A 25451-nucleotide genomic window follows, 5' to 3' on the forward strand; every position below is an offset into this window, starting at 1 on the left:
GCTCGCGATGCGCCGCGGGCGGCGCTCGATCTCCCGGACAACCCAAAAACCGCGCCGAGCGCTTCGCGCGTCCACCCTCAAACCGGCAAGCTCTGATACGCCATCTCATCCCCGGGGCTGCGGGCGAACTCGCGCTTGTACTCGCGGCTGAACTGCGAGGTGCTCTGGTAACCCACCCGGTGCGCCGCCTGCGCCACACCCAGACCTTCGCCGATGAGCATCTGCTGCGCCTTGAGCAGCCGCAGGCGCTTGAGGTACTGCATCGGCGCCAGGTCGGTGCAGCGTTTGAAGTGCTCATGAAACGTCGACACGCTCATGTTGGCACGTGCCGCCAGCACCTCGACGCTCAGCGGCTGGCTGTAGTGTTCGCGCAGGTGGGTGAGGGCAGCGGCCGAAATGGTCGATGCCGATCACCGGCGTCACCTGCTGTGCGTCGATGCGTACTACCTGGCCCTTTTCGTGGGGCATGCCGATGCGCGCCAGGAGACTGCCGTCGTCCAGCAGCAGGACCGTGCAGATGCCTTGCCCGTGCTTGTCGAGCAGCGGCACCAAGGGCAGATGGGCGGGCGGCCAGGCCGCGCGGAAAGCCTGGCGTTGCCGATCGTCGACACCCGGGCTGTTGATGGCCTGCAGCGCCTCCTGCCAGGCATCCAGCAGGTGGTCGGTGTGAGGCGCCTGGGGTTCTTCGAGGTCGTCCCAGCCGTGTGCGCTCCCTTGCGCAACATAGCGATTGATGGCCTGGGCATAGGCGATGACAGCCTCCTGCCACTGCTGCTGGGGGTGTTGCTTGTCCATGGGCGGATCGCGCTCCTTGTTCCGCTTGCTGTTCACACAAAGCGCGCATGGTACCCGCAATCAGCCCGTGGTTGTGAGGCCAGGTATTGATGCGTACCATGCCGGCATCCCTTCCAATAACCAAACCGTGCTCAGCGCGGCCGATACTTGGCCTCCTGATGCGCGTCCTTTTGCCATGCCTGCGGAGAACGGAACTCAACCCATGAACGGATCCATCCCCACCGACCTGCCGCCGACCGCAGGAAGCGGCAGCTGGCTGAGCGTGATCGCGCTGGCGCTGGCCGCCTTCATCTTCAACACCACCGAGTTCGTGCCGGTGGCGCTGCTCAGCGACATCGGCCGCAGTTTCGACATGAGCACCGCCCAGGTGGGCCTGATGCTGACCATCTACGCCTGGGTGGTGGCACTGGCCTCGTTGCCGATGATGCTGTTCACGCGCAACGTCGAGCGGCGGCGCCTGCTGTTGTTCGTGTTCCTGGTGTTCATCCTCAGCCACCTGTTGTCGTGGCTGGCGCAGAGCTTCGCCATGCTGCTGCTCAGCCGCATCGGCATCGCCCTGGCGCATGCGGTGTTCTGGGCCATCACCGCCTCGCTGGCGGTACGCGTGGCGCCGCCGGGCCAGCAAGCGAAGGCACTGGGTTTGCTGGCGACCGGCACGACCCTGGCGATGGTGCTGGGTATCCCGCTGGGCCGGGTGGTGGGGGAGGCGCTGGGGTGGCGGGTGACGTTCCTCAGCATCGCCGGCGTGGCGCTGGCCACCATGCTGTGCCTGATGAAGTCGCTGCCGCTGCTGCCGAGCCAGAACTCCGGTTCGCTGCGCAGCCTGCCGATCCTGTTCAAGCGTCCGGCGCTGGTGATCACCTATGCGTTGGTGACTTTGGTGATTACTGCGCAGTTCACCGCCTACAGCTACATCGAGCCGTTCGCCCTGCACGTGGCGCAGATCGGCGGCGAGCGCACCACGCTGGTGCTGCTGCTGTTCGGTGGCGCCGGGGTGTTCGGCTCGCTGTTGTTCAGCCGCTACAGCGAGCGCTTCCCCCATGGTTTCCTGGTGGGCTCGATCGGTTTGTTGGCTGCCTGCATGCTGTTGCTGCTGCCGTTGTCCGGCAACTTCTACGCGTTTGCCGCATTGAGCATGTTCTGGGGGATCGCGATCCTGAGCTTCAGCCTGTCGCTGCAGTCCAAGACCCTGAAGCTGGCATCCGATGCCACGGATGTGGCCATGGCGCTGTTTTCCGGGATCTACAACATCGGGATCGGGGGAGGGGCGTTGCTGGGGAGTATCGTCAGCAGCCAGATGGATGTGGCCAATATCGGCCTGGTCGGCGGCAGCGTGGCGGTGGCCGGGTTGCTGCTGGCAGTGGCCAGTAGCCGGCGCTTTCGTGAGGCGCTGGGTCGTTGACCGACCTCAGCCCAGCAACGCTGCCCAGGCCGACACCAGCAACAGCCCCGCCAAACGCCGGTTGAACCACAGCAACCGCCCCGGCGCCTGCAACCAGCGCGCACTGCCCACCCCAAGCAACGCCCAGGCCGTCATGCACGGCAGTGCGATCAGCAGGAACACCAGCGCCAATTGCCACACCGGCAGCGAGGGCGCGGCGAACACGCCGATCACCGCCACGGCCATCATCCACACTTTCGGGTTCACCACTTGCAGCGACGCCGCGCTGAAGGCATCGAACGGCTTGCCTGCGTCGACATCCAGCGGCTGCCCGGCGCTACGCAGGATGCGCCACGCCAGCCAGCTCAACCACAGCACGCCGGCCCAGCTCATCAACTGCTGGGCCAGCGGATGGCGCAGCAACAACTCGCCAAGGCCGAGCCCGACCAGCAGCACCACCGCTGCCGCTGCCGCTGCGCCACAGCCCAGTCCCTGGCCTGCTGTGCAGTCAGCGGCAGGCGCGGGTCGGGGTTGAGGCGCTTGCGCCAGTGCAGGTGGCGAGTCAGACAACTGATCAAGTCATCGGTGGTGGTTTGCCGGACGATGCGCAATTCCTCGCCATGCACGGCCTGGAAAGCGCGGGCGGTGGCACCGGCCAGTTGCGGGTCATGGTGCAGCGGGTCGGCGATGCTGGGCAGGCTGTCGCTCGGCGCCTGCTCGAACAGCGCGCGCAGTTCGGCCTCCAGTCAGTGTGGCTGCAGATAGAGCGTCGAGTAGGTGAAGCCCTCTTCGGTGGGCGCATGGCCGTCGTGAATGTCACCCGGTTCGAGCGGGAACACATGCCCCGGCGTGCTGCGGTGGCGGACCCGGCGGCAATCGAACTGCTGCACGCCCTGTTCGGTGAAGCCGACCAGGAAGCTGTCGTGCCAGTGCGGGTCGTAGGCATGGCCGACGAAATGCGCACGCACCGACTCGATGCCGGTGACGGCGTCCTGCTTGAGGTCGATCCAGTTGCTCATGACGGCGGGGCTGCAGTTGTACAGGGCAGTTCACCTTACCGCAGAGGGCGCGGTCGGTTTAGTACATTTGTGCAGGCTGCAGGGCGGCAAAGCGTTCGCGCAGCCACAGGTGCAATTGCGAGACTGCAGGCGACAGCTGCTTGCGATGCGGGCAGACCAAGGTCACCGGCGTGAGTTCGCCAGGTTGATCGGCCAGCACCACCTCCAGTTCCCCGGCTGCCACGTTGGCGCTGACATCCAGCCACGACTTGTAGGCGATGCCTTCGCCCAGCAGGGCCCAGCGCCGGACCACATCGGCATCGTCGCTGAACAGCGGGCCGCTGACCTGTACCGTGCGGTTGCCCAGCCGCCATTTGTCATAGATTCGCCCCAACTGCAGGTACAGCAGGCAGGCATGCTGCTGCAGGTCATCCACGTGTTGCGGACGGCCATGGCGCGCCAGGTAGCCGGGCGAGGCCACCAGCACCCGGCGATTCCAGGGGGCCAAGGGCAGGGCGATGTAGTTGGCTTCTTCGTTGAGGCCGTAGCGTATGGCGACATCCACCGGGTCGCGGAACAGGTCGGCCACCTGGTCGGAGAGAAAGAAACGTAACGTCAGGTCAGGGTGCTCTCGGCGAAAATCGCTCAACCACGGCAGCAGGATGTTGCGCCCCAGGTCCGATGGCGCCGACACCTGCAGCGCGCCGCGCAGGGTGCTGTGCGCACCGTGCAGGTTGTCGCGGCCCTGGCGCAGGCTTTCCAGTACGTTCAGCGCAGTCGGCAGGTACAGCTCGCCCTCGGCGGTCAGGCGCAGGCTGCGGGTGGTGCGGGCGAACAGGCGCACATCCAGGTCGCGTTCCAGGCGTTTGATCGCGGCGGCGACTTGCCCGGGCAGCAGGTCAGCCTCGTGGGCCGCGGCGGTGAAACTGCCCAGAGCACTGCTGCGCACGAACAGTTCAAGGTCGGTGATACGGAGCATTTTCACTCCAAGGGTGAAAGTGTTCCTGCATTCTGCCGGTTTTTCTTATTTGCAGGAAAGATACTATGCGGCACAAATCCGTATCGTCCCGTTCATTGGAGTTACCTGCATGGATACCGTTTCCCTGGCCAAGCGCCGCTATACCACCAAGGCTTACGATGCCGCCCGCAAGATTCCCCAGGCCACCATCGATGCCTTGCTCGAGCAGCTGCGCCACAGCCCGTCCTCGGTCAATTCGCAGCCCTGGCACTTCATCGTTGCCGACAGCCCGGAAGGCAAGGCGCGCCTGGCCAAGAGCACGGTCGAAGGGTATGGCTACAACACGCCGAAGATCCTCGATGCGTCCCACGTCATCGTGTTCTGCACCCGCACCGAGATGACCGAGGCACATCTGGATGCCGTGCTGCAGCAGGAAGCGGCCGATGGACGTTTCCGTGACGAGCAGGCCCGCGCCGGGCAGAACCAGAGCCGTCGCCATTATGTGAACCTGCACCGCTTCGACCAGAAGGACTTGCAGCACTGGATGGAGAAGCAGACCTACCTGGCCCTTGGCACCGCGCTGCTTGGCGCCGCCGCCCACGGCCTGGATGCCACGCCGATCGAAGGGTTCGACAGCAAGATCATGGACGCCGAGCTGGGATTGCGTGAGCAGGGTTATACCAGCGTGGTGGTGTTGAGCCTGGGGTATCGCAGCGAGGCAGATTTCAATGCCGGGCTGAACAAGTCGCGTCTGCCGGCTGCGAAGGTGTTCACCTTCCTTTGATTGGGGAGGGCGTGATGGTGCATGTCGTGATTGTAATGTTGTGATTGAGATCGAGCGCCGCCCGCGCGGCGCATCGCGAGCTGCGCTCGCTCCTACGTTTGTTTTCTGGCCAGTAACGCCTGCTGCACGCGCGCGCGACCGCCTTGTTTGTACGACGCCATATCGCGCCATGCGCCAAGGCGTTCGCGCGCAAATCCAACAGGCATAATTGGCCAACAACAAACGTAGGAGCGAGCGTAGCTCGCGATGCGCCGCGCGGGCGGCGCTCGATCTCAAAACCACAATAAATCCAGCGACAAGCCCTTTCACCACAAGGCAACAGAACCCGCCGCAACCACCCGCCCGAACACCTCGATCGCCTTGTCTACCTCCGCCTCGCTGGTAAACCGGCCGATACTGATGCGCACGCTCTTGCGCGCCCGCTGCTCCTCCAAACCCATCGCCAACAGCACGTGCGAGGCTGCGTTGCTCGCCGAATTGCACGCCGAAGTCGTCGACAACGCCAACTCGCTGGCCAGCGCCATGCTGTTGAACCCCGGCGCCTCGATGCACAGGTTGAGGGTATGGGGAATGCGCTGCCGCGGACAGCCATTGAGGCTGACCCCAGGCAATGCCAGCAGACCTTCACGCAGCCTTCTGGCCAACTGCTCCAGCCGCTGGTGTTCGCTATCACCCGGCTGGCCGGCGAGGGCGAAAGCGCTGCCCATGCCGACGATCTGGTGGGTGGGCAGGGTACCGGAGCGCAGGCCGCGCTCATGGCCGCCACCGTGCATCTGCGCGCACATCAGCTCACACGCACGTGGCCCGACGTACAACGCCCCGATGCCCTTGGGGCCATACACCTTGTGCGCCGAGAACGACATCAGGTCGACGGCCGTGCTCTGCAGGTCGATGGCCAGCTTGCCCACGGCCTGGGCCGCGTCCACGTGCATCAGGGCGCCGTGGGCGCGCACTCGCTCACCGATGGTGGCGAAATCGGTGACGGTACCCAGTTCGTTGTTGACCGCCATCAGCGACACCAGGCGGGTATCGGCACGCAATGCCGCCTGCACCGCATAGGGCTGGATCAGGCCGGCAGCGTCCGGTGCCAGGCGGGTGACTGCCCAGCCTTGGCGTTCCAGTTCGTTGACGGTATCGAGCACGGCCTTGTGTTCCAGCTGGCTGGTGATCAGGTGGCCCGGCTGGCCAATGCCCTGGGCGATGCCCTTGAGCGCGAGGTTGTTGGATTCGGTAGCGCCCGATGTCCATACCAGCTCATCGGCATGCGCGCCGACACGCTCGGCCACCTGGCGGCGCGCCTGCTCGACCGAATCGCGGGCCGACTGGCCGTAGACGTGGCCACTGGAGGCAGGGTTGCCGAAGTTCACTTGGCGCCCCAGGCAGGTGAGCATGGTCTCGATGACCCGGTCGTCGACCGGAGTGGTGGCGGCGTAGTCGAAATAGAGCGGGGCGTTTGGCATCGGGGCGGGTCCGTGGCTGTCGCCGTGGAGTCGGCGATCGTTGCAGCAAGCGTACCCGCCAGGGGGGAGATGATTTTGCCTTTCGTTCGGCTGAATGCCGCTGTTTGGAGAAAAAATTACTAACCAAAGACTAGCTTGTAGAAATATTTTTCATTTCTGTCGTCATGCCGGTGTCAATGCCCGCTCTTCCTCTGCCACCACTCGCTCGCACAATTCGATGATCTGCTCGCGCATCCAGCGGTTGGCAGGGTCCTGGTCGGTGCTTTCGTGCCAGTAGAGGTGGGTTTCCAACGGCGGCACGTCCACCGGCAGCGGTTGATAGCGCAATTGATGACGGCGGGCGAAGCGTTCCGGCACGGTCATCGCCATGTCGGTCTGTTGCAGCACCTGGGAGGCCATCAGGTAATGCTGCGAACGCAAGGCGACCTTGCGCTGCACGCCCATCTTGCCCAGGGCCAGATCGACATAGCCCAGGCCGTTGCGGCGGCTGGAGATATGGATGTGGGTCATGCCCAGGTAGTTGTCGAGGGTGAGCCTGGCGTCGGCCAGCGGGTGGCCTTGGCGCACGGCGCAGACGTAGCGGTCCTGCATCAGCTTGACGTGACGCACCTGCGGGTCGGTGTTCAGTGGCGCATCCACGGCGAAGTCCAGGCGGCCGGCGGCCAGTTCCTTGGTGGTTTCCCGACGCTTGCACAGGAAGCTTTCGATCAGCACCGCCGGGGCCAGGCGGCGCAGGCGCTGGAACAGCGGCGGGAGGATCACCGCCTCGGTGAGGTCGGTCATGCTGATGCGGAAGGTCTTGTTGGCCTGCTGCGGGTTGAAGATGCGGCTTTCCTGAACCGAGGTGCGCAGCAGCGTCAGGGCATTGCGCACCGGGCCGATGATGTTCTGCGCCATGGGCGTGGGCACCATGCCTTGCGCCGTGCGCACGAACAGCGGGTCGTTGAAGGTTTCGCGCAGTCGCGACAGTGCGTTGGAGACCGCAGGCTGGGTGATGCCGACGATTTGCCCGGCGCGGGTCAAATTGGCTTCGGTGTAGATCGCGTCGAAAACGATGAACAGGTTGAGGTCGACCTTGCTGAGGTTCATGGCGCCGCTCTTTGTTGGAATTATTCGCCGATCATATATCGGTTATGAATGTTTATACACGCGGAAAATAGACTAGGTGGATTGAGCGCGTCTGCTCTAGGCTCTGCCCATGTACTTCGAACCGTGAAGGTAGCCCCGATGGATTTCGCCTATTCGCCCAAGGTCCAGGCACTGCGCGAGCGTGTGACCGCGTTCATGGACACCTATGTCTATCCCGCAGAGGCGGTGTTCGAGCGCCAGGTCGCCGAAGGGGACCGCTGGCAGCCCACTGCGATCATGGAGGAACTCAAGGCCAAGGCCCGCGCCGAGGGCCTGTGGAACCTGTTCTTGCCCGAGTCGGAATACGGCGCCGGCCTGAGCAACCTGGAATACGCACCACTGGCCGAAATCATGGGCCGCTCGCTGCTGGGGCCGGAGCCGTTCAACTGCTCGGCGCCGGACACCGGCAACATGGAGGTGCTGGTGCGCTATGGCAGCGAGGCGCAGAAGCGCCAGTGGCTGGAGCCGCTGCTGCGCGGCGAGATCCGCTCGGCCTTCGCCATGACCGAGCCGGATGTCGCTTCTTCGGACGCCACCAACATGGCCGCCACCGCCGTGCGCGACGGTGACGAGTGGGTCATCAATGGCCGCAAGTGGTGGACATCCGGTGCCTGCGACCCGCGCTGCAAAGTGATGATCTTCATGGGTCTGTCCGATCCCGAAGGCCCGCGTCACCAGCAGCACTCGATGGTGCTGGTGCCCACCGATGCACCGGGTGTGAAGATCGTCCGGCCGCTGCCGGTGTTCGGTTACGACGATGCACCCCACGGCCACGCCGAAGTGCTGTTCGAGAATGTACGGGTACCCTACGAGAAGGTGATCCTCGGCGAAGGCCGCGGCTTCGAGATCGCCCAGGGCCGCCTGGGACCAGGCCGCATCCACCACTGCATGCGTTCGATCGGCATGGCCGAACGGGCCCTTGAGCTGATGTGCAAGCGCTCGGTCGAGCGTACCGCCTTCGGCCGCCCGCTGGCGCGGCTGGGTGGCAACGTCGACAAGATCGCCGACTCGCGCATGGAGATCGACATGGCCCGCCTGCTGACCCTAAAAGCGGCGTACATGATGGACACCGTCGGCAACAAGGTGGCACGCAGCGAGATCGCACAGATCAAGGTGGTGGCCCCGAACGTGGCCTTGAGAGTGATCGACCGGGCGATCCAGATGCATGGCGGGGCAGGGGTGAGCGGGGACTTCCCGTTGGCTTACATGTATGCCATGCAACGGACCTTGCGTTTGGCCGACGGGCCGGATGAAGTGCATCGGGCGGCGATCGGCAAGTATGAGATTGGCAAGTATGTGCCGGCGGAAATGATGCGTAGCGGGCGGTAGTTTCTGCTGGCGCTGTTGCGGGACGGTGCAATGCCTGGCTCGCCAACCGCGACTCAACCACCCTCTGTGTCTGCTGGAAAACCGGCTTTCACAGAGGGCGCAGCGTTTACGGTGTCTTCAGGTCAACCACCAAATCCGTAGCCGCCTTGGCCGCCAACACGCTCATGAGCTTGCTCATCTCATCCTGCCTCCCAACCCCCGTCTCAGCACCACCCCCCATCATCACACTGGGCACCGGTGCCCGCGCTGCCGCTGTTGCCCAGGCCCGATTGATCTGGACCAACGCATCGAGCTTGGTCTGCAGCGCCCCATCCGCCTTGATCGCTGCCTCCCTGGCATACGCCTCCGCATCGGCCGTGATCTTGGTGGCTTCGGCGTTGACCCGGGCCTGGTCGCGCAGCAGCTCGGCGGTCTGCTTGTCGATCTCGGCGCGGCGCTTTTCGCGTTCGGCGTTGATCAGCGTGAGCTGCTTCTCGGTTTCGGCCTGGGTCGTGCGTTCGATCTGCTGGCGCAGGCTTTCCTGGCGCTTGGCCTCGACATCCTTGGCACCTCGCGCTGACACCAGTTCCTTTTCCTCTTCCTCCTTGAGCCGGTTCTGCCGTGCCACGGCAAGCTCGGCCAGCGCCTGCTGCACCCTGACCATGCGTTGCTGGTACTGCGGATTGGGGTCGATATGGGTGACCCTGGCATCCACGACTTCGACGCCGAACAGGCGAAACTGCTGCTGTTTGCGCAGCTCCTGGCCGTCTTTGTCGCGCTTCTTCTCGATGATGAAGCGGGTCGCAGAGTTGTCACCGAAACTGCCTTGATCGGTGCCGGACTGAAGGATCGCCGTCTGCGCAGGGTAGTTGTCACGGTGCACGCGGATTTCCTTGCGGCTGGTCAGGTACAGGCCGTTGCGCAGCTGGTTCTCGAACTCGGCGCCGAAGTGGCTGCGGTTGCCGGCGTAGTAGTCGTCGGCGCTCATCAGGGAGGCGGTCGCTTGCAGGGTTTCCTTGACCGCGGGCAGCAGGGCGCGCTGCAGGAAATTGTCCGGCGTGCGGTATTCCTGGGCAATCTTCCTGAAGGCATCACCCGAGGGCAGGCGGAACTGAGTGCTGAATTCGGCCTTGGCATCCACGTTGCCCAGGAACACGATGGGCAGGTTGTCGAGGGTTACCGAGGGATGACCGCTGCGGGCATCGTCCGCGCTGTCGGCTTGCAAGGACGATTGCACGCCGATGGTTCGGCGCCAGGCCGTGCTGCGGCCGAACCATTTGGTGGCGTAGCCGACGTCTTCGACGATTTTCTCTTCGCCGAACAGTGTGCGCACGTGGGTCATCTGACCGGCTTCGTTGTAGAAGTAGACGCCGTTGAACAACACCGCCAAGGCACCCACGGCAAGAACCGGAATGCCGATGGCGGCGATGCGTTTGCGGTTGACGCGAAGTTGGGAGAAATCAGGGATCGACAGTTTTTGCATGGAGGCACTCCTTGTGCAGGGAGCGCGAATGCTGACTAAGAGGGAAGCAGTGCCGCAATCAGTCGATTCCTCTGGATTTTGTGGGAGAGTTCGACTGTGAGTGTGCCTGTTTGGCATTCAGTGCCGGATTCTCCCCGCGCGTCTTGATCAACGACACCACCACCCCACCCAGCAACAACCCGAACGTCACCCCCAGCGACAGCAACGCCGGCACCTTGCCGACCATGCCGTGGTAGAAGATCTTGCAGCCGATGAAGATCAGCACCAGCGCCAGCGCGTACTTGAGGTACACGAACCGGTGCATCAGCGCCGACAGGGCGAAGTACAACGAACGCAGGCCCAGGATGGCGAAGATGTTCGAGGTGTAGACGATGAACGGATCCTGGGTGATGGCGAAGACCGCCGGCACGCTGTCGACGGCGAACACCAGGTCGGCCAGCTCGATCAGCACCAGTGCAAGAAACAGCGGCGTGGCGTAGCGCAATGCCTTGTTCTGCCCGGCAGGCGTCAGGCGGACGAAGAAATGCGAGCCGTGGATCTGGTCGGTCACGCGCATGTGCCGCCTGACGAACTTGAGCACCGGGTTGTTGGCCAGGTCCGGGTGGCTGTCTTCCTTCGACAGCGCCATCTTCACCCCGGTGAACAGCAGGAACGCACCGAAGATGTAGAGCACCCATTCGAAGTTCTGCACCAGCGTCGCGCCCACGCCGATCATGATCGCGCGCAGGAACACCACCCCGAGGATGCCCCAGAACAGCACGCGGTGCTGGTAGCGGCGGGGGATGGCGAAGAAGCCGAAGATCATCGCCATGACGAACACGTTGTCCATCGACAGCGACTGCTCGACCAGGAAGCCGGTGTAGAACTCCAGCGCCGATTGCGCGCCCAGCTCGTACCAGACCCACGCACCGAACAGCACGCCCACGCTGAAATAGCCTGAATACAGCAACAGGCTCTCGCGCATTTCGATCTCGCGGTCCTGGCGGTGCAGCACACCCAGGTCGAGTACCAGCAAACCGATGACGATGGCCATGAACACCAGCCACAACCAGGTGCTGGTGCCGAGGAATGGTGTAGTGAGAAATACCTGCAGAGCTGTCATGAGCCCCTCCTTGAATGTCGACGTTGCATGGCAACAGTGATCCGACATGGCGGCGCGGTCGCCGTCAGAGGGGCCCGGTATCACATGATTTTGAGCCTAGACCCATTCAGCGTGGGTGCCGAATGGTGTGCTGTTACAAATCTTTGCCTTGCGCAGCCGGTGGTCAATCCACCCACTGCGCTCAATCGGCAATTGCCCGCGCCCGTTGCAACAGGTCCGGGGCAGGGGCTCCAACGGTCACCGCCAGGCGCAGCTTGCCCAACGCTCGGCCCTGTATGCGCTCGATCGACCCTTCAAGCAGGCGCAGCTGCGAGCCCAGGGTGTCGGCGAGCAGCCCGAGGTCAGGCTCCACGCCTTTCACACCGGTGAAATGCAGCTCCAGCTGCGCGTGCCCAGGCGTCTGCTCCTTGGCCTGACCTGGCTGCTCATGGCTGGCGAGGAGCAATCGGCTGACAGCGTGCTGCGGCGCACCGAACACCTGCCATACCTCGCCTTGTTCGACGACGCTGCCGCGCTCCAGCACGGCGACGCGGTCACACAGGTCACGGATCACCTCCATCTCATGGGTGATGAGGACGATGGTCAGGCCCAGCCGCTGGTTGATGTCGCGCAGCAGCGCAAGGATGGCGCGGGTGCTTTGCGGGTCGAGCGCCGAGGTGGCTTCGTCGCACAGCAGGATGTCCGGTTGCAGCACTAGCGCCCGTGCAATGCCCACACGTTGTTTCTGGCCGCCCGACAGCTGCGCCGGATAGGCGTTGGCCCGCTCGGCAAGCCCGACAAGTTGCAGCAGTTCACTGACCCTGCGCGCGCGTTGCGCCACCGGCACGCCAGCCATCTGCATCGGTAGCGCCACGTTCTCGGCCACCGTGCGGCTGGCCAGCAGGTTGAAGTGCTGGAAGATCATCGCCACCTTGCGCCGCAGCTGGCGAAGCCCGTTGGTGCCGAGCGTGGCGATGTCCTTGCCATCGACCAGCACCTGCCCGGCGCTGGGTGTTTCCAGCCGGTTGATCAGCCGCAGCAGGGTCGACTTGCCTGCACCGCTGCGGCCAATGATCCCGAACACCTCGCCCCGGCGGATGTGCAGGTCGATACCGTCCAGCGCAGGCACCTCGCCGTAGCGCTTGTGGATGCCGCGCAGTTGCAATTGCGCGGTTGCAGCCAGGACTTTTTGTGGGAAACGGGTCATGGATGGCGTTCTCGCTGATCAGAAGCCCGGGGCGATCTGCCCTTTGTAGCGGGTCAGGATGAAGTTGCGGACCTCGGGCGAATTCAACGCCTTGGCGAGTTTCTGGATGCCGTCGTCCTGAAGGTTGTCCGGGCGCGCGACCAGGTACTCGACGTACAGGTCCTTGCCTTTTTCGACGATCAGCGCGCTGTTGGTGTCGATGCCGGCCTCCAGGGCGTAGTTGGCGAACACGAAGGCCAGGTCGACCTGTTTCACCGAGCGCGCCAGCATCGCGCCTTCCAGCTCGCGGATCTTCAGGTGGCGGGGGTTGGCGGTGATGTCGCGCGGGGTCGACTGCGGATTGCCTGGGTCCTTGAGGCTGATCAGCCCGGCGTCGGCCAGCAGCACCAGGGCGCGACCGGTATTGACCGGGTCGTTGGGGATGGCCACGCTGGCGCCGTCGGGCAGTTCGGCAAGGGTCTTGTACTTGGCCGAATAGGCACCGAAGGGCTCGATATGCACACCCACCACCGGTACCAGGTCGGTATGGCGGGTCTTGTTGAAGTCATCCAGGAACGGGCGGTACTGGTAATAGTTGGCGTCCAGATTCTTCTGCGCCAGCTGCAGGTTGGGCTGGATGAAGTCGTTGAACACCTTGATGTCCAGGTCGACCCCTTGCTTGGCCAGGGCAGGTTTGACGAATTCGAGGATCTCGGCGTGCGGCACCGGCGTGGCACCGACCACCAGGTGCTCGGCCGCCTGTGTGGCGAAGCTGTTGGCGGCGATCAGTGTGGCGAGGGCTGCGAGGGTCTTTTTCATGAGGGTGTTCCTGAAGGGAGTTTGAAGTCAGCGGCGGGTGAAGTGCCGAACGAGGCGGTCGCCGCCCATCTGCAGCGCCTGTACCAGCACGATCAGCAGCAGCACGGTGACCACCATCACGTCGGTCTGAAAACGTTGATAGCCAAAGCGGATGGCCAGATCACCCAGGCCGCCGCCACCGATCACCCCGGCCATGGCGGTGTAGTCCACCAGCACGATGGCGGTCACGGTGACGGCTGCCAGCAGCCCGGTGCGGGCTTCGGGCAGCAAGGTGTGCCAGATGATCTGGCGGATGCTGCCGCCCATGGCCTGGCTGGCCTCGACCAGGCCCCGGTCGACTTCACGCAGGGCGGTTTCCACCAGCCGCGCGAAGAACGGCGTGCAGCCCACCACCAACGGTGGGATGGTGCCGCGCACGCCCAGCGAGGTGCCGGTGATCAGCGTGGTGAGCGGAATCAGCACGATCAGCAGGATGATGAACGGCAGCGAGCGCAACACGTTCACCACCATCGACAGCAAGCGATACAGCGGCGCATGGGCCAGCAGTTGACGCTGCCCGGTGAGGTACAGCAGCACCCCCAGCGGCAGCCCGAACAGCACCGTGAAGCCCAGGGCTGCGCCCAGCATGCTCAGCGTGTCGATGCAGGCCTGGAGGATTTCCGACCAGTCCAGGTTCGCCAGCAGCGTGTTCATCGCCGCGCCTCCTGACGCAGCGTCGCCACCGGGTGCGGCGCGCGCAGACGGTCGCCCTGGCCGAACAGTTTGTTGCGCAGAGTGCCCTTGGCGTACTCGCGCTTGAACAGCCCGCGTGCCTGTAGCTCGGGCACCAGCAGGTCGACGATCGCGGTGAAGGTTTCCGGGGCGACCACGCTGGCCAGGTTGAAACCATCGACGTCGGTTTCCTCGACCCACTGTTGCAACTGGTCAGCCACGGTCTGTGCCGAGCCCACCAGCACCGGCCCATCGCCGCCGATGGCGCAGTAGTCGGCGATTTCGGCGGTGGTCCAGGTGCGTGTGGGGTCGGCCCGGGTGAACGCCTCGACGGCGGACTGGATGGCCTCGCTGGGCACTTCGCGCAGCACCTGGTCCGGCGCCAGCTGGGCGAAGTCGATGCCTGTCCAGCCCGACATCAGGGTCAGAGCCCCCGTGGCACTGGCGTACTCGCGATACTCGCGCAGCAAGCCGAGGGCGGCTTCGTCGGTGGCCGCGACGATCACGGTCAGCTGTTCGAAGACCAGGATGCTGTCGGCGGCACGGCCGGCCGCGACCGCTGCGGCGCGAAGGTTGGCCACCTGCTTTTTCAAGACGGTCTTGCTCGGCGCGGCAACGAACACACATTCGGCATTGGCGGCGGCGAACGCACGGCCACGGCTGGACGCACCAGCCTGGTAGATCACCGGCGTGCGCTGCGGCGAAGGCTCGCTCAGGTGAAAGCCCGGGACCTTGAAGTAGGTGCCCTCATGCGCGATGCCATGCACCTTGCGCGGGTCGGCGTAGACCCCGCTGGCTCGGTCGGCACCTACCGCATCGTCTTCCCAGCTGGTTTCCCAGAGCTTGTAGCAGACCTGCAGGTACTCCTCGGCCAAGGCATAGCGCTGGTCATGGCTTAACTGGTCGCGCTGGCCGAGGTTGCGTGCACCGCTGGCAAGGTACGAAGTGACGATGTTCCAGCCGGCGCGTCCCCGGGTCAGGTGGTCGAGGGTGCTCATGCGCCGGGCGAACGGAAACGGGTGCTCGAACGACACTGAAGCGGTCACGCCGAAGCCCAGGTGGTGCGTGGCGGCAGCCATGGCCGGCACCAGTTGCAGCGGGTCGTTGACCGGCACCTGGGCGGCGCTGCTCAAGGCGGCGCCGGCGCTGGCGCCATACACGTCGTATACCCCCAGTACATCGGCGATGAACAAGCCGTCGATGCAGCCGCGCTCCAGGGTTTTGGCCAGTTCGACCCAGTAGTGGATATCGGTGTAGCGCGTGGCCTGGTCGCGCGGGTGGCGCCACAAACCGGGCGAGAGGTGGCCGACGGTGTTCATGGCGAAGGCGTTGAGGCGAATCTGCTTGGTCATGGCGCGGGCCTCAGTTCCAGTCGTGACGGGCCGGCTTGATGCCGTTCAAGGCCCAGTTGCCGACCAGGTGGTATTTCCAGCGCACCGGGTCGTGCAGGGTGTGCACACGGGCATTGCGCCAGTGGCGGTCGAAGTTGTGGCGGGTCAGCGAGGAGCGCGTGCCGCCGAGCTCGAACAGCCGATTGCTGGCCTCGATGGCGGCCTCGGTGGTCAGCACCTTGGCCTTGGCCACGGCCAGCGAGGCCGCAGCGACGTTGTCTTCGTCCGGTGCCGGTTTGGCGGCGTCCAGCACGCGCCCGGCACGCTCCAGCAAGGCCTCGGCGGCTTCCTGGCGAATCTCAAGGGCGCCGACCTGGATGATGGTCAGCGGGTCTTCGCTGGCTCGCACGACCTTGGCGTCGATCCACGGGCGGGCGTGCTCGCGCACGAAGGCAATGGTGTCATCCAGCGCCGCACGGCCAATGCCGGCATCGATTGCGGCGGTGGTCAACTGGGCAAACGGCCCGGCCAGCGTCGGTCGTTCATACGAGCGGTAGCTGGGGAACAGGTTGAAGGCCGGCACGCGCAAACCATCGAGCAGTACCGTGCCGCTGGAGGTCGTGCGCTGGCCCATGCTGCTCCAGTCATCGACGATGACCAGCCCGGGGGTGCCGCGCGCAACGAACGCAAGCTGGGCACGACCCTGTTCATCCAGGGCGAGCACACCGATCCAGTGAGCGTACAGGGAGCCTGTGCAATAGCCTTTGCGGCCGTCGATGCGATAGCCGTCAGCTTCGGCGACCAGGCGGGTACTGATGTCCTGCACGGTCTTGCCGCCGGTCTCCGAGAGCGCGTTGGCGAAGCGGTTGCCCTTCAGGGCCAGGTCGAAGAAATGGCGCTTTTGTTCGTCGGTGCCCTGCAGGCGGATGTCCTCGAGCAGGCAATAGTGGTTCTGCGGGATCTGGCCGAGCGAGGGGTCGGCCGCCGAGACGATGGCGATGACCTGCGCCAAGGTGGCGAAGGACACCTCGGCGCCACCGTATGCGCGAGGGACGGTAATGCCCCACAGGCCGCTGTTGGAGTAGGCATCGACCACATCCGCGGGCACCTCCCGGCGACGGTCACGCTCTGCGGCGCCTTCACGCAGCAAGGCGGCAATACGGTGGGCGGTGCTGATCGCTTCAGCGTCATCGACGATGGCATGAGCGTGCGGTTGGCGGATGTCGTAGACAGCGGTTTCAGTCGGCATGTTGACCTCGGAGACTGGATCTTTGAATCCTTGTCTGCAGGGGCCATGCCAGAGTCAAAAGCCTTTGAAATCAGGTGATTGGAGGGAAATATCAGGGTTTGTCTGTTGCGCCGGACAAACAAGTGCTGAACAGCTGTTGCCTGGCCGACAGTTGCCCCGGCAGCACAACCTCTGGCCTGTGGCGTGTCAATACACCCACACCTCCACCCGCCGGTTGCGCAAGCGCCCTTGCTCCAGGTCGTTGTCCGCCACCGGCAGCTCGTCGCCCATGCCGGCGACTTCCATCACCTCGACCCCATCGCGCGCCAGCTCACGGCGCACCGCCTGGGCCCGCAGGCGAGAGAGCAGGGCGGCGCGGCCGGGCGTCGCCTTGGGGTCGCCGAAACCGACCAACACCGCCTTGCCGTGCAGTTTGCCGGCCTGGCGCAAGTACTCGGCCACCCGCTGCACATCGCGCAGGGCCTTGTTGTCCAGGCTGGCGCTGCCTTCCTGGAAGCGGAAGTTGACGTTCAGCCGCTGGGCCTGCTGGGCCAGGCTGCGATAGCGCGGCGGCATGTCGGCCTGTGCGGGCACCGGCTGCGCAGCGACCTGCTGGGACACGAACCCTTGCTGGGCGACGATGGCCTGGCCTGCCGGGCTTTGGGCGAAGTCAGCCAGGGCCTTGGCCTGGGGTTTGGCATTGGCCGGCAAGTACAGGTACAGGCGCCGTGACAGGGGGTAGTCCTCACTGGCCACCAGCGGGCGTTCCGGCAGCATGGCCGGGGCATCGCCTTCGGCAATCGCCAGCACCTTGGCACCGTGCACCGCCGCCAGGCTGCTGAAGCCGATGGCCTGGCGGTCGGCAGTCACCCGGGCGGCCAGCTCGTCGCTTGCCTCGAAGCGCCGCACCTGGGCCGCCAGCTCGGCGTGATTGGGCTCCAGCACCAGCGCCTTGAACGTCTCGAAGGTGCCGGAGCGGTCGTCCCGGGCATACAGATGGATGGCCCCGCCTGCCACGCCCAATTGTTCCCAACGCTGGATCTGCCCGGCATAGATCTGTGCCAGTTGCTGGGTGCTCAATTGAGGCAGCGGGTTGTCGGGATGGACGATCACCGCCACGCCATCCAGGCCGATGACCTGCTCGGCGCGGGGCGCACGCAGGTCACCCAATGCCTTGAGCTGGCGCACCTCGGTGTCGCTGATGGGGCGTGAAGACGCCGCCAGGTCTGCGTCGCCACGGCCCAGCGCGGCGAAGCCGGTGCTCGAACCGTGCGCGGCGATGTCGATGCGCAGCGGCTGGCCGTGGGCATCGCGGGCTTTGATCACGGTCTCGTTGGGTTGCGCGCCAGGGCGCTGCTCGATGTCCGTCGCCTGCTGGGCGCGCAGTTGTCCCTGGACCAGCGCAGGCAGCAGGGCGGCACCAATGGTGTTGGAACCTTGCACGCGCAGGTGCGCAGGCTCGGCAACAGCAATCAGAGGCAGCAGGGGAAGGAGCAGAAGCAGCGGGCGGAGCATGCCGGATAACCTTTGGCATAAAGTTGCCCGGCAGATTACGACAGCGGCGTGTCTGAACTGTGACAGCGGGGTAGGTGAGATCTGCGTTGAGTACTTTGCCGGCTTGACGACCAGGCGTAGGACATTTCTGAACTTGAAACTAAATGCTTCATGGTTCGCGCCTTTGGGAATTATCCTACGCGCGCTGCTGGAGTTTCGCTGTTGTGGGGGAAACCCCTCAGGGATAACGTTTCCGGGCTGCCTCAATCGGTGGCCGGGCGTGAGAACCCGTTGTGAAACTTCCAGCAGCAGTACCGTTATGGTGGCTGTGCGCGGGCAGGCTTTTGCCTGGCCGGGTTTTGCTAAGTTTCTCCGGTTTCTCACCCCGCGCACAGCTGCCACCTCAACCCGTGAGAAGGTTGAGAGGGCAGATCTCGTCCACGAAACTTAGAGATGTGTCATGAAAAAGATTGTTCCTGACCCACCCCGCCCGAAAACCCCCAATACGCCTTTCTTCACCGTCCAATCCGACATGTACCCACCCGATGCCCTGGCCCACGTCAGTGAGCTACTACGCGGCGTCATCGAAACCATCGACGAACATTGCCGAACGCGCGTCGGCGAACCTGGCCTGAACATGCTGGGCAATGCCATGCATGCCAGCGAGATCGCATATGCGTTGGTGGAGCACGTACACACGCGGCTCTATGGCCAACAGGCGGGGGAGTGAGCACATGGCGGACGATCCCAAGATCCTCACCACCGCAGGCGTGGCGACCTTTCTCGATGCGGGCAACCCACCGGTCGATCTCCTGCGTGTGCAGCCCGGCGTCCCGATAGACGATGTCTACCAGCAAGTGTCCGTGCTGCTGGGCTATATCAGGCATCTTGTGCGAGAGGGCGATATGGAAGACGACCACAAGTTGCTTGGCGCTGCGGATTACCTGAGTGCCTTGGCCAAGGCACTGATGAATGATATCGAGATAGCCAAGAACCGGTTGCATTAGCGGAGGTCTGTGGGGCTTGTCCTGCGGAGTTCGTGTTCGCGTCACAAGCCCCGCACTCTCGCTACGATGTTCGGGCTATTTAACATCAGTGCGCTCGTAGATGAGATAGCTGGACCTCATGGGCGGGCTCCCAGCTGTGAATGTAGTGCTCCTCTCCTAGGTCGTCGCAATTGCTGGTTGCTCATGCGCTGCCTAAATCTGGCTTTGCCCTGTGACCACCATAGTCGTTTCTGCCTGCGGCAACGCCAAGGCGGGCAGTACTGAAGGCAAATTCAACTGCCGCAATAGCGGCGTGTCGTAGCCATAAATGTCGGGCTTGAACGTCACCCGCCCCTCGCTGCTCAAGTCGACCGTCCAATAGGCCAACAACACCGGTACCTTGACCGGAAGCTTGATGCTCTTGGTCCTGCCATTGGCCAACTGCTTTTGAATCCCCTCGCTGTTCCAGCGCACCGGGTCGTTGAACAACAACTCGACCAACTGCAGTGGATTCTCCACCCGAATACATCCGGAGCTGGTGGTACGCACGGGCTTGGCGAACAACTCGCGATGCGGCGTGTCGTGCAGGTAGATCGCATAGTCGTTGGGGAAACGAATGACCACCTGCCCTAACGAGTTGGTAGGGCCGGCATCCTGGCGCAGCGTGAGGCCGCGCGCGTTGTTCCAGTCGACGTTCGCCGGATCGAGTTCGTTGCCAGCACGATCAAGGACCCTGATCCGGCTGGCCGCAAGGTAACCCGGGTTCTGCTGAATCTTGGGCAGCATATCCTTGGCCAGAATCGTCGGCGGCACAGTCCAGGTGGGGTTGAAGGTGATGTAGGTGATCTCGGACTGAAACACCGGGGTGCTGCGCACAGGCTTGCCGACCTGCACCCGGGAACGCCAGATGGGTTCGCCGTCGCGGTAGAACGCCACTTTGTAGCCGGCGATATCGACAACGACAAAAGTGCCATGGAGTTTGTAGAGCAGCCAGCGCGCCCGTTCCATGTTCACCCGGACCTGATCAATCCGTGCCTCGACAGGCACATTCAGCGCCGCCAGGGTCGCCGCCCCAGCCACGCCATCCACGCCAAGATACTGATCGACCTGATACTTCTTCACCGCAGCAATGACTTTATCGTCGTAAGCACTGCGCTTGCCCATATGCGGCTCCAGATAACCACCGGCCACCAGACGGGCACGCAACTGTGCGACCACAGCGCCGTCCATCCCCGGCTTGAGTGACTGCCCTTCGGCGACTTTCGGCCAACCACCGGCATCGCGAACCTGACGCAACTGCGCCAATGCCTCACGCATGCTGCTATAAACCGCCTCTTGCGGCGGCGCCTGGGCGAACGCACGGGCCACATCGTGAGCATCCAGGGCAGCAAAGAAACTGTTCACCTCTTCACGGGGATCAACACCGATCGGGTCGAAGTTCCAATGAAAATCCAGCCGCGACGGATTGACCTTGCCGCGCCGCAATTGCAGGAGTGCGGTGATGTAGGTGCGGGTCAGCGCGATGTCAAAAGCCGCCGTTTGCGCTGGCGTCGGCGCGGAGGCCTGCAAAAACGATTGAGCCTCGGCCAACTCGTCGCCTCGGAAGTCTGCAGGGTTCAGGCCGTCAGCTTGTATGTCATTCAGGCTCTTGAGCAACTGGGTGATATCGCGCCCGTCTGTCCAGGCAGCGCGATAGTTGCGATGGGAATAGAAATCGAGAACAACGCGATTGATATCCGCGCGTTGATGCTTGCGAGAGGTAATCAAGGGAGGAAATGACGATATCAGGGGTTCAAGCGCGGCCTGGATCCCTTGTCCAACGATGTCGTCAGGCGCTGCAGTCGCCGGGCTGACCTGCGCAGATACCGACAACACGATCTGCGGCGTCTCACCCAGCGCAGTGCCGCTGATCAAAAAGACCATAAACACAGCACGGCTGATGACGAGTACCCTTGATGACTGCACCTTGGATCATCCTTAAATCTCTCTCAAATCAGAAAGCTAGCCTCCAAACCGCTGCTAATCTCGACATATTCTTGATGAGATTAACATATGGCAGGAAAGCTATCGTGGCCAAAACGGCTATCCCTTGCGCGTGAAAGGCCTGGAACCGGGCTTCAACGATAACGCTTTTGATCGGGCAATCGTCATCCACGGCGCACCGTACGTCAGTTCGGTGCCGTTCCTATCCGTTCCGAACGCAAGATTGCGAAGCAGTCACTGACGCAGAATGAGAGGTCGGGCGCAAAAATGACGAACCGGCAAAAGCGATGCTGGTGGCGCTGGAAAAACTCGAGCCGATCCACGGCGAGCTCGCTAACTACGCTGACTCCAAAGGTTACCTGAGCGACGGCGGCCAGAAGGGCAAGGAGATGGAGCCGGCCCTGGATGCGGCGCTCGAGGGCGTTGCTATCGAGCAGGCCAAGTTCTACGACGGTCTGACCAAGCGAGACGAGATCAACACCCAGCAAGCGTTCGAAGAGGCCGAAAAGGACTCGCTGGATTACTACCGCGCCGGCATCGTGCTGTACGCCAAGCAGTCGGTGCGCTTGTCCACGGACTTCTTCCAGTCGGCAGGGGCCGATGCGTCGGCCAAGCCGTTTGAAGAAAGTCTGGGCAAAACCGCGCAGATGATCGAAGTATTTATATTCAAGCCATTGAATTTGCCGCGTGAAAAAAACATTGGCTTCCTATTTGCAGAAAAATCCTGATTGTAAGAGGTCTGGGAAAGTTCTGTGCTATCAATGCCAATCTTCGAATATTTGGATGAAGCAGAGGTATGCTTCGCCGCGCGGGGTCATTCACTCACATATATGCAGGCAATGCGGTGTAGAGCTGTACCGCAGTATTCTGAAGAATGCCTAGGTCTGCCAATCGGTTACGCGAGTCAATTTTGACAGGTGTCTGACGACTCCCACCGGCTGCTTTCGACCCAGGCTGTGTGAAAACACCTGCGATTGTCTAACCTTCTGATTGTCGAGATCGTGGCGGGGACGATCATGAAGTGGTTCATTGAGGGTGAGGCCCGGACGCAAGTCACGCTGCTGCCGGAGTGCCTGGATGATTACATCACCGAAGAAAACCCTGTTCGGGTGGTTGACGTTTTCGTCGATGAACTCGACCTCGGAGCGCTCGGGTTCGAGGGTGTCGATCCGGCTGCAACGGGTCGTCCGGCCTACCATCCAGCAGTCCTGCTGAAAATCTACATCTATGGCTACCTCAACCGGATTCAGTCCAGCCGCCGGCTTGAGCGCGAGGCAGAGCGCAATGTCGAGCTGATCTGGTTAACGGGCCGATTGGCTCCTGACTTCAAAACGATTGCCGACTTTCGCCGAGACAACGGCAAAGCCATTCGCAGCGTCTGCCGGCAATTCGTGGTGCTTTACCGCAACCTCAATCTTTTCTCCCAGTCGATCATTGCCATCGACGGCAGCAAATTCAAAGCCGTAAATAACCGCGACCGCAACTTTACCCAGGGCAAGATCAAGGCGCGCATGCAGAGCAATATGGCGAACCAGGCACGCGCCGATTGGAGCATGACCCAGGAAAGATGAAGGTTCGCCGGCAGACGGTGGAGCATCCCTTCGGAACGCTCAAATACTGGATGGGAAGCACTCACTTCCTGACCAAAACCCTACCGAGGGTAAGCACCGAAATGAGCCTTCACGTGCTTGCCTACAATCTCAAACGAATGATGAGCATCTTTGGTATCGCTGGGCTGATTGAAGCGATCAGGACTTGAGGCCAAGCATTTTTTTGCATCCGTATACGGCTATTCGGGCCGCTGCCGCGGCCCAAATAGCGCGGGCCGCGTCCGGTGCCAGACTGAGGTAGATCAGCACTTAGATCTGCTGAATTGACAGGGTGCCCCAGCTTCTTTCGCTACTCGACGTACTTACTTGCGTTTTCACACAGCCTGGACCCAAAGTGGACATCTGGATGTTGGGGCCTTATCGCTCAGGTACAGGCAACACCGCTTCGCTGTTCCATTCACTCACTGGCCGGCTGAACAGGTTCTCGGTCTGGAAGTGCGCCATGCGCCATTGTCCTTCTTCAAGGGCGAAGCGCACCGTCAGCCTTGCTGCGTTCAAGTGCGAGGCGCCATCGGCAAAGGTGCTGGTCTGCAGCATCACCCAGCGGCCCAGGCCCTGGTCAGCCTCTGCCTCGATCACTTCGCTGGTCAGGAAGTGCACATTCAAGGCGAAGTGCGCCGGGGTCTTCATGTAAGTGGCGAACATCGCGCGGATCGCCTCGCGGCTGCGGTAGCCGCCGAAGCTGGCGGCATACTTGGCGCCTTTGCCTTCCCACACGGCGTCTTGGGTGAACAGTGCGGCCAGCTCGTCGAGCGGGGTGCTGGCGTCGAGCTGGTCGCACAGTTCCATGTAGCGGTTGATGCACACACGGATAGCCTGCTGGTTTTCGAAGCGTTGCAGGCGAGCTTGCAGGTCTTGGATATCGGGCATGGGTATCAGATCTCTGTGTGTGTAGGAGCGGCCTTGTGTCGCGAAAGGCCGCTCCTACAGGGCGCAAGTGGCCGACAGGTTCAGTGGGTCGAATAGAGGTTCAGTAACAGCCGCTCGGCCACGGCCAGCAGCTTTTCGTCAGCGCCCTTGGCGGCGACCAGTTGCAGGCCGACCGGCAAGCCGGCGCTGCTGCCCAGGGGAATGCTCAAGGCCGGGTGCCCCGACAGGTTGAACGGCCGCACCAGCGAGGTCATGCCCAGCACCGCTCGGGTGTCGGCGGCTTCTTCGAGGCGCAGCGGGAAGTCGGGCATGGTCGGCAGCGCCAGCACGTCGAAGCTGGCCAGGGCCTGGTCGACTTCCGCGGTGAAGCGGCGACGCACTTCTTCCGCCTCGGCCAGTGCGCTGTCGCTGGTCTGGCCCGCGGCGGCCAGGCGCCCGGCGATGTCGGCACCGACCTTGCCGGTTTCCAGCAAGTGGCCGCAGCCCTCGAAGGTCTCGCGGTTGATCACCACCATGCCCGCTTCATAGGCCGCGCCGAAGTGCTTGAGTTCGACATTGCCCAACGGCAGGCCGCTGGCTGTCAGGGCGCCGTGCACCACCTTGTGGATGGCAGCCTCGGCGGTGACCCGCAGCACGCCGATGCGGGCCTTGGCCGGGACCTGGGCGGGGACGAAGGTGGGGTCGATCATGCTCATGGCCCGTACCAGCATCGGCAGGCTGGCGGCAAACGGCCCGACGCAGTCCAGGCTGCTGCGCGCCGGCATCACACCTTTGCGGCTGACCCGGCCAAAGGTCGGCTTGAGGCCGAACACGCCGCAGCAGCAGGCCGGAATACGCACCGAGCCGCCGGTGTCGGTGCCCAGGCTGAAATCGGCCAGGCCCGCCGCCACGGCGGCCGCCGAACCACTGGACGAGCCGCCGGGAATGCGCCCGGGGAAGCGCGGGTTGGCCGCGGTGCCGGTGTAGTGGTTGATGCCGGTGGTGCCGAACGCCAGCTCGTGCAGGCTGACCTTGCCGGTCAGGCGCGCACCGTTGGCCAGCAGGTGGCTGACCACCTCGGCATGCCGTTCGGCCAGCGGTGCATGCTCCAGCGCCTGGCTGCAAGCGCGGGTCGCGGTACCGGCGACATCGATGGTGTCCTTGACCACGACACGGGGGCCGGCGCCGCCCAGGTCGAGGGTTTCAACTATGATTGTCATTGTTATCAAGCCTGTTCAGGAGGGGATGCCAGACCACGGTCCAGCGCTTAAAATGCGCGGCAATTACGTGAAATGTCAACTGAATATTCCAGTATTGTTTGACCTGCACCGGTAGCCAAATGCGCGGAAACGTCTATGATGGCGCCGACTATTTCCGCACAAGTAGTGAATCGATGAGCAACTCGAAGAACACAGGCCCTAGCCACCACGACCCGGCCAGCGAAGCGTTTCGCAAGGAAGATTTCCCTTTCTACTGGCGCATGGGCGCTACACCCAGAACATGGAACGTCTGCTCAAGAAGATCGACCTCGACGTGCCCCGTTGGCGCGTGCTGTGGATCCTCAACGAGAACGGTGAGTCGAGCATTTCGGAAATTTCCACCCATGCCATCGCCAAGCTGTCGACCATCACCAAGATCGTCTACCGCATGAAGGACGACGGCCTGGTGGAAACCTCGCCAAGCCCCGAGGACGGGCGGGTGACCCAGGTGCGTATCACCGAGGTCGGCCTGCAGAACATCGAGCGCATGCAGGACGTCACCCGCGAGCTGTTCCAGCGCAGCTTCAAGGGGCTGACCGAAGCCCAGGTGCAACGGCTCAACCGCATGCTGGAAGTGGTGTTCCACAACCTGGAAACGCTCTGACTGCAAAGGGGCGCG

At 63.3% G+C, this 25451-nt stretch carries 21 protein-coding genes and 7 pseudogenes; 10 read left to right on the forward strand and 18 right to left on the reverse strand.

Annotated features, from left to right (window positions below):
- Positions 1 to 77 precede the first annotated feature (77 nt).
- Both PPL01S_RS15600 and PPL01S_RS15605 read right to left on the reverse strand, forming a co-directional pair.
- Positions 78 to 389 (reverse strand): annotated as a pseudogene (locus PPL01S_RS15600) (helix-turn-helix domain-containing protein); the annotation flags it as partial.
- A pseudogene (locus tag PPL01S_RS15605) lies at positions 382 to 795 on the reverse strand (hypothetical protein); the annotation flags it as partial. The pseudogenes PPL01S_RS15605 and PPL01S_RS15600, both read right to left, overlap by 8 nt.
- Positions 796 to 997: 202 nt before the next feature.
- On the opposite strand from PPL01S_RS15605, the gene PPL01S_RS15610 reads away from it, so the two are divergent.
- Positions 998 to 2197 carry a sugar transporter gene (locus tag PPL01S_RS15610; protein ID WP_016393696.1) on the forward strand — a complete coding sequence of 400 codons (1200 nt, stop codon included), beginning with the start codon at positions 998 to 1000 and terminating at the stop codon, positions 2195 to 2197.
- Between the two features lie 6 nt (positions 2198 to 2203).
- Here the strand turns inward: PPL01S_RS15610 and PPL01S_RS15615 are convergent, their stop codons facing one another.
- From PPL01S_RS15615 to PPL01S_RS15625, 3 genes and pseudogenes are all read right to left on the reverse strand, one after another.
- A complete protein-coding gene (locus PPL01S_RS15615; RefSeq protein WP_248694054.1) occupies positions 2204 to 2746 on the reverse strand; it encodes a LysE family translocator in 543 nt (180 codons plus the stop codon).
- Positions 2662 to 3195, reverse strand: a pseudogene (locus PPL01S_RS15620) (AraC family ligand binding domain-containing protein); the annotation flags it as partial. The pseudogene PPL01S_RS15620 and the gene PPL01S_RS15615, both read right to left, overlap by 85 nt.
- A gap of 58 nt (positions 3196 to 3253) precedes the next feature.
- Complete coding sequence (locus PPL01S_RS15625; protein WP_016393698.1) at positions 3254 to 4153, reverse strand: LysR family transcriptional regulator; 900 nt, start codon at positions 4151 to 4153, stop codon at positions 3254 to 3256.
- Positions 4154 to 4262: 109 nt separating this feature from the next.
- Here PPL01S_RS15625 and nfsB point away from each other — a divergent pair, with 109 nt between their 5' ends.
- The gene (gene nfsB / locus PPL01S_RS15630) at positions 4263 to 4916 is read left to right on the forward strand and encodes an oxygen-insensitive NAD(P)H nitroreductase (RefSeq protein ID WP_016393699.1); all 654 of its coding nucleotides are present in this window, start codon (positions 4263 to 4265) and stop codon (positions 4914 to 4916) included.
- 305 nt (positions 4917 to 5221) lie between these two features.
- Here the strand turns inward: nfsB and PPL01S_RS15635 are convergent, their stop codons facing one another.
- Together PPL01S_RS15635 and PPL01S_RS15640 are read right to left on the reverse strand one after the other, a co-directional pair.
- Positions 5222 to 6376 carry a cysteine desulfurase family protein gene (locus PPL01S_RS15635; RefSeq protein ID WP_016393700.1) on the reverse strand — a complete coding sequence of 385 codons (1155 nt, stop codon included), beginning with the start codon at positions 6374 to 6376 and terminating at the stop codon, positions 5222 to 5224.
- Positions 6377 to 6538: 162 nt separating this feature from the next.
- The gene (locus PPL01S_RS15640) at positions 6539 to 7465 is read right to left on the reverse strand and encodes a LysR family transcriptional regulator (RefSeq protein ID WP_016393701.1); all 927 of its coding nucleotides are present in this window, start codon (positions 7463 to 7465) and stop codon (positions 6539 to 6541) included.
- Positions 7466 to 7603: 138 nt separating this feature from the next.
- Between PPL01S_RS15640 and PPL01S_RS15645 the strand changes: the two genes are divergently transcribed.
- Positions 7604 to 8833, forward strand: a complete 1230-nt coding sequence (locus PPL01S_RS15645; protein ID WP_016393702.1) for an acyl-CoA dehydrogenase — start codon at positions 7604 to 7606, stop codon at positions 8831 to 8833.
- A 106-nt stretch (positions 8834 to 8939) separates the two neighbouring features.
- On the opposite strand, the gene PPL01S_RS15650 is transcribed toward PPL01S_RS15645, so the two are convergent.
- The 8 genes from PPL01S_RS15650 to PPL01S_RS15685 all read right to left on the reverse strand — a co-directional run bounded on the left by PPL01S_RS15650 (position 8940) and on the right by PPL01S_RS15685 (position 18166).
- Positions 8940 to 10295 (reverse strand): SPFH domain-containing protein, encoded by a 1356-nt coding sequence (locus PPL01S_RS15650; RefSeq protein WP_028624943.1) that lies wholly within the window; start codon positions 10293 to 10295, stop codon positions 8940 to 8942.
- Between the two features lie 58 nt (positions 10296 to 10353).
- Positions 10354 to 11397, reverse strand: coding sequence for a TerC family protein (locus PPL01S_RS15655; RefSeq protein ID WP_033743023.1), 1044 nt, complete (start codon positions 11395 to 11397; stop codon positions 10354 to 10356).
- Between the two features lie 181 nt (positions 11398 to 11578).
- Positions 11579 to 12583, reverse strand: coding sequence for a methionine ABC transporter ATP-binding protein (locus PPL01S_RS15660; RefSeq protein ID WP_028624942.1), 1005 nt, complete (start codon positions 12581 to 12583; stop codon positions 11579 to 11581).
- 18 nt (positions 12584 to 12601) lie between these two features.
- Positions 12602 to 13381, reverse strand: coding sequence for a MetQ/NlpA family ABC transporter substrate-binding protein (locus PPL01S_RS15665; protein WP_016393706.1), 780 nt, complete (start codon positions 13379 to 13381; stop codon positions 12602 to 12604).
- 27 nt (positions 13382 to 13408) lie between these two features.
- Complete coding sequence (locus tag PPL01S_RS15670; protein ID WP_028624941.1) at positions 13409 to 14074, reverse strand: methionine ABC transporter permease; 666 nt, start codon at positions 14072 to 14074, stop codon at positions 13409 to 13411.
- Positions 14071 to 15444 (reverse strand): LLM class flavin-dependent oxidoreductase, encoded by a 1374-nt coding sequence (locus tag PPL01S_RS15675; RefSeq protein ID WP_028624940.1) that lies wholly within the window; start codon positions 15442 to 15444, stop codon positions 14071 to 14073. Before PPL01S_RS15675 ends, PPL01S_RS15670 begins: the two co-directional genes overlap by 4 nt.
- 10 nt (positions 15445 to 15454) lie before the next feature.
- Positions 15455 to 16672, reverse strand: a complete 1218-nt coding sequence (locus PPL01S_RS15680) for an SfnB family sulfur acquisition oxidoreductase (RefSeq protein ID WP_016393709.1) — start codon at positions 16670 to 16672, stop codon at positions 15455 to 15457.
- A gap of 186 nt (positions 16673 to 16858) precedes the next feature.
- Positions 16859 to 18166 (reverse strand): substrate-binding domain-containing protein, encoded by a 1308-nt coding sequence (locus PPL01S_RS15685; protein WP_028624939.1) that lies wholly within the window; start codon positions 18164 to 18166, stop codon positions 16859 to 16861.
- Between the two features lie 439 nt (positions 18167 to 18605).
- Between PPL01S_RS15685 and PPL01S_RS15690 the strand changes: the two genes are divergently transcribed.
- Both PPL01S_RS15690 and PPL01S_RS15695 read left to right on the forward strand, forming a co-directional pair.
- Entirely contained in the window at positions 18606 to 18875 is a 270-nt protein-coding gene (locus PPL01S_RS15690) for a hypothetical protein (protein WP_016393711.1), read from the forward strand.
- 4 nt (positions 18876 to 18879) lie between these two features.
- Positions 18880 to 19152 (forward strand): DUF3077 domain-containing protein, encoded by a 273-nt coding sequence (locus PPL01S_RS15695; protein WP_016393712.1) that lies wholly within the window; start codon positions 18880 to 18882, stop codon positions 19150 to 19152.
- A gap of 192 nt (positions 19153 to 19344) precedes the next feature.
- On the opposite strand, the gene PPL01S_RS15700 is transcribed toward PPL01S_RS15695, so the two are convergent.
- A complete protein-coding gene (locus PPL01S_RS15700; RefSeq protein WP_042156212.1) occupies positions 19345 to 21054 on the reverse strand; it encodes a L,D-transpeptidase family protein in 1710 nt (569 codons plus the stop codon).
- A 133-nt stretch (positions 21055 to 21187) separates the two neighbouring features.
- Between PPL01S_RS15700 and PPL01S_RS24710 the strand changes: the two are divergent.
- The 4 genes and pseudogenes from PPL01S_RS24710 to PPL01S_RS26045 all read left to right on the forward strand — a co-directional run.
- Positions 21188 to 21349, forward strand: a pseudogene (locus PPL01S_RS24710) (murein L,D-transpeptidase catalytic domain-containing protein); the annotation flags it as partial.
- Positions 21350 to 21383: 34 nt separating this feature from the next.
- Positions 21384 to 21770: pseudogene (locus PPL01S_RS15705) on the forward strand (DUF3829 domain-containing protein); the annotation flags it as partial.
- Positions 21771 to 22130: 360 nt separating this feature from the next.
- Positions 22131 to 22646, forward strand: a pseudogene (locus PPL01S_RS15710) (transposase); the annotation flags it as partial.
- 89 nt (positions 22647 to 22735) lie between these two features.
- Positions 22736 to 22873: a hypothetical protein gene (locus tag PPL01S_RS26045; protein ID WP_439709719.1), complete on the forward strand. Its 138-nt coding sequence runs from the start codon at positions 22736 to 22738 to the stop codon at positions 22871 to 22873.
- Between the two features lie 208 nt (positions 22874 to 23081).
- On the opposite strand, the gene PPL01S_RS15715 is transcribed toward PPL01S_RS26045, so the two are convergent.
- Positions 23082 to 23594 (reverse strand): nuclear transport factor 2 family protein, encoded by a 513-nt coding sequence (locus PPL01S_RS15715; RefSeq protein WP_028624935.1) that lies wholly within the window; start codon positions 23592 to 23594, stop codon positions 23082 to 23084.
- 80 nt (positions 23595 to 23674) lie between these two features.
- On the reverse strand, positions 23675 to 24793 hold the full coding sequence (locus PPL01S_RS15720; RefSeq protein ID WP_016393716.1) for an amidase: 1119 nt from the start codon (positions 24791 to 24793) through the stop codon (positions 23675 to 23677).
- A 173-nt stretch (positions 24794 to 24966) separates the two neighbouring features.
- Here PPL01S_RS15720 and PPL01S_RS15725 point away from each other — a divergent pair.
- Positions 24967 to 25436: pseudogene (locus PPL01S_RS15725) on the forward strand (MarR family winged helix-turn-helix transcriptional regulator).
- Positions 25437 to 25451: the final 15 nt, after the last annotated feature.

The organism is Pseudomonas plecoglossicida NBRC 103162 = DSM 15088 (assembly GCF_000730665.1).
Taxonomy (GTDB): domain Bacteria; phylum Pseudomonadota; class Gammaproteobacteria; order Pseudomonadales; family Pseudomonadaceae; genus Aquipseudomonas; species Aquipseudomonas plecoglossicida.

Coding starts and splice junctions, on each gene's coding strand:
- PPL01S_RS15610 (WP_016393696.1), top strand. CDS start 998: ATGAACGGATCCATCCCCACCGACCTGCCGCCGACCGCAGGAAGCGGC.
- PPL01S_RS15625 (WP_016393698.1), bottom strand. CDS start 4,153: ATGCTCCGTATCACCGACCTTGAACTGTTCGTGCGCAGCAGTGCTCTG.
- nfsB (WP_016393699.1), top strand. CDS start 4,263: ATGGATACCGTTTCCCTGGCCAAGCGCCGCTATACCACCAAGGCTTAC.
- PPL01S_RS15635 (WP_016393700.1), bottom strand. CDS start 6,376: ATGCCAAACGCCCCGCTCTATTTCGACTACGCCGCCACCACTCCGGTC.
- PPL01S_RS15640 (WP_016393701.1), bottom strand. CDS start 7,465: ATGAACCTCAGCAAGGTCGACCTCAACCTGTTCATCGTTTTCGACGCG.
- PPL01S_RS15645 (WP_016393702.1), top strand. CDS start 7,604: ATGGATTTCGCCTATTCGCCCAAGGTCCAGGCACTGCGCGAGCGTGTG.
- PPL01S_RS15650 (WP_028624943.1), bottom strand. CDS start 10,295: ATGCAAAAACTGTCGATCCCTGATTTCTCCCAACTTCGCGTCAACCGC.
- PPL01S_RS15655 (WP_033743023.1), bottom strand. CDS start 11,397: ATGACAGCTCTGCAGGTATTTCTCACTACACCATTCCTCGGCACCAGC.
- PPL01S_RS15660 (WP_028624942.1), bottom strand. CDS start 12,583: ATGACCCGTTTCCCACAAAAAGTCCTGGCTGCAACCGCGCAATTGCAA.
- PPL01S_RS15665 (WP_016393706.1), bottom strand. CDS start 13,381: ATGAAAAAGACCCTCGCAGCCCTCGCCACACTGATCGCCGCCAACAGC.
- PPL01S_RS15670 (WP_028624941.1), bottom strand. CDS start 14,074: ATGAACACGCTGCTGGCGAACCTGGACTGGTCGGAAATCCTCCAGGCC.
- PPL01S_RS15675 (WP_028624940.1), bottom strand. CDS start 15,444: ATGACCAAGCAGATTCGCCTCAACGCCTTCGCCATGAACACCGTCGGC.
- PPL01S_RS15680 (WP_016393709.1), bottom strand. CDS start 16,672: ATGCCGACTGAAACCGCTGTCTACGACATCCGCCAACCGCACGCTCAT.
- PPL01S_RS15685 (WP_028624939.1), bottom strand. CDS start 18,166: ATGCTCCGCCCGCTGCTTCTGCTCCTTCCCCTGCTGCCTCTGATTGCT.
- PPL01S_RS15690 (WP_016393711.1), top strand. CDS start 18,606: ATGAAAAAGATTGTTCCTGACCCACCCCGCCCGAAAACCCCCAATACG.
- PPL01S_RS15695 (WP_016393712.1), top strand. CDS start 18,880: ATGGCGGACGATCCCAAGATCCTCACCACCGCAGGCGTGGCGACCTTT.
- PPL01S_RS15700 (WP_042156212.1), bottom strand. CDS start 21,054: ATGGTCTTTTTGATCAGCGGCACTGCGCTGGGTGAGACGCCGCAGATC.
- PPL01S_RS26045 (WP_439709719.1), top strand. CDS start 22,736: ATGGGAAGCACTCACTTCCTGACCAAAACCCTACCGAGGGTAAGCACC.
- PPL01S_RS15715 (WP_028624935.1), bottom strand. CDS start 23,594: ATGCCCGATATCCAAGACCTGCAAGCTCGCCTGCAACGCTTCGAAAAC.
- PPL01S_RS15720 (WP_016393716.1), bottom strand. CDS start 24,793: ATGACAATCATAGTTGAAACCCTCGACCTGGGCGGCGCCGGCCCCCGT.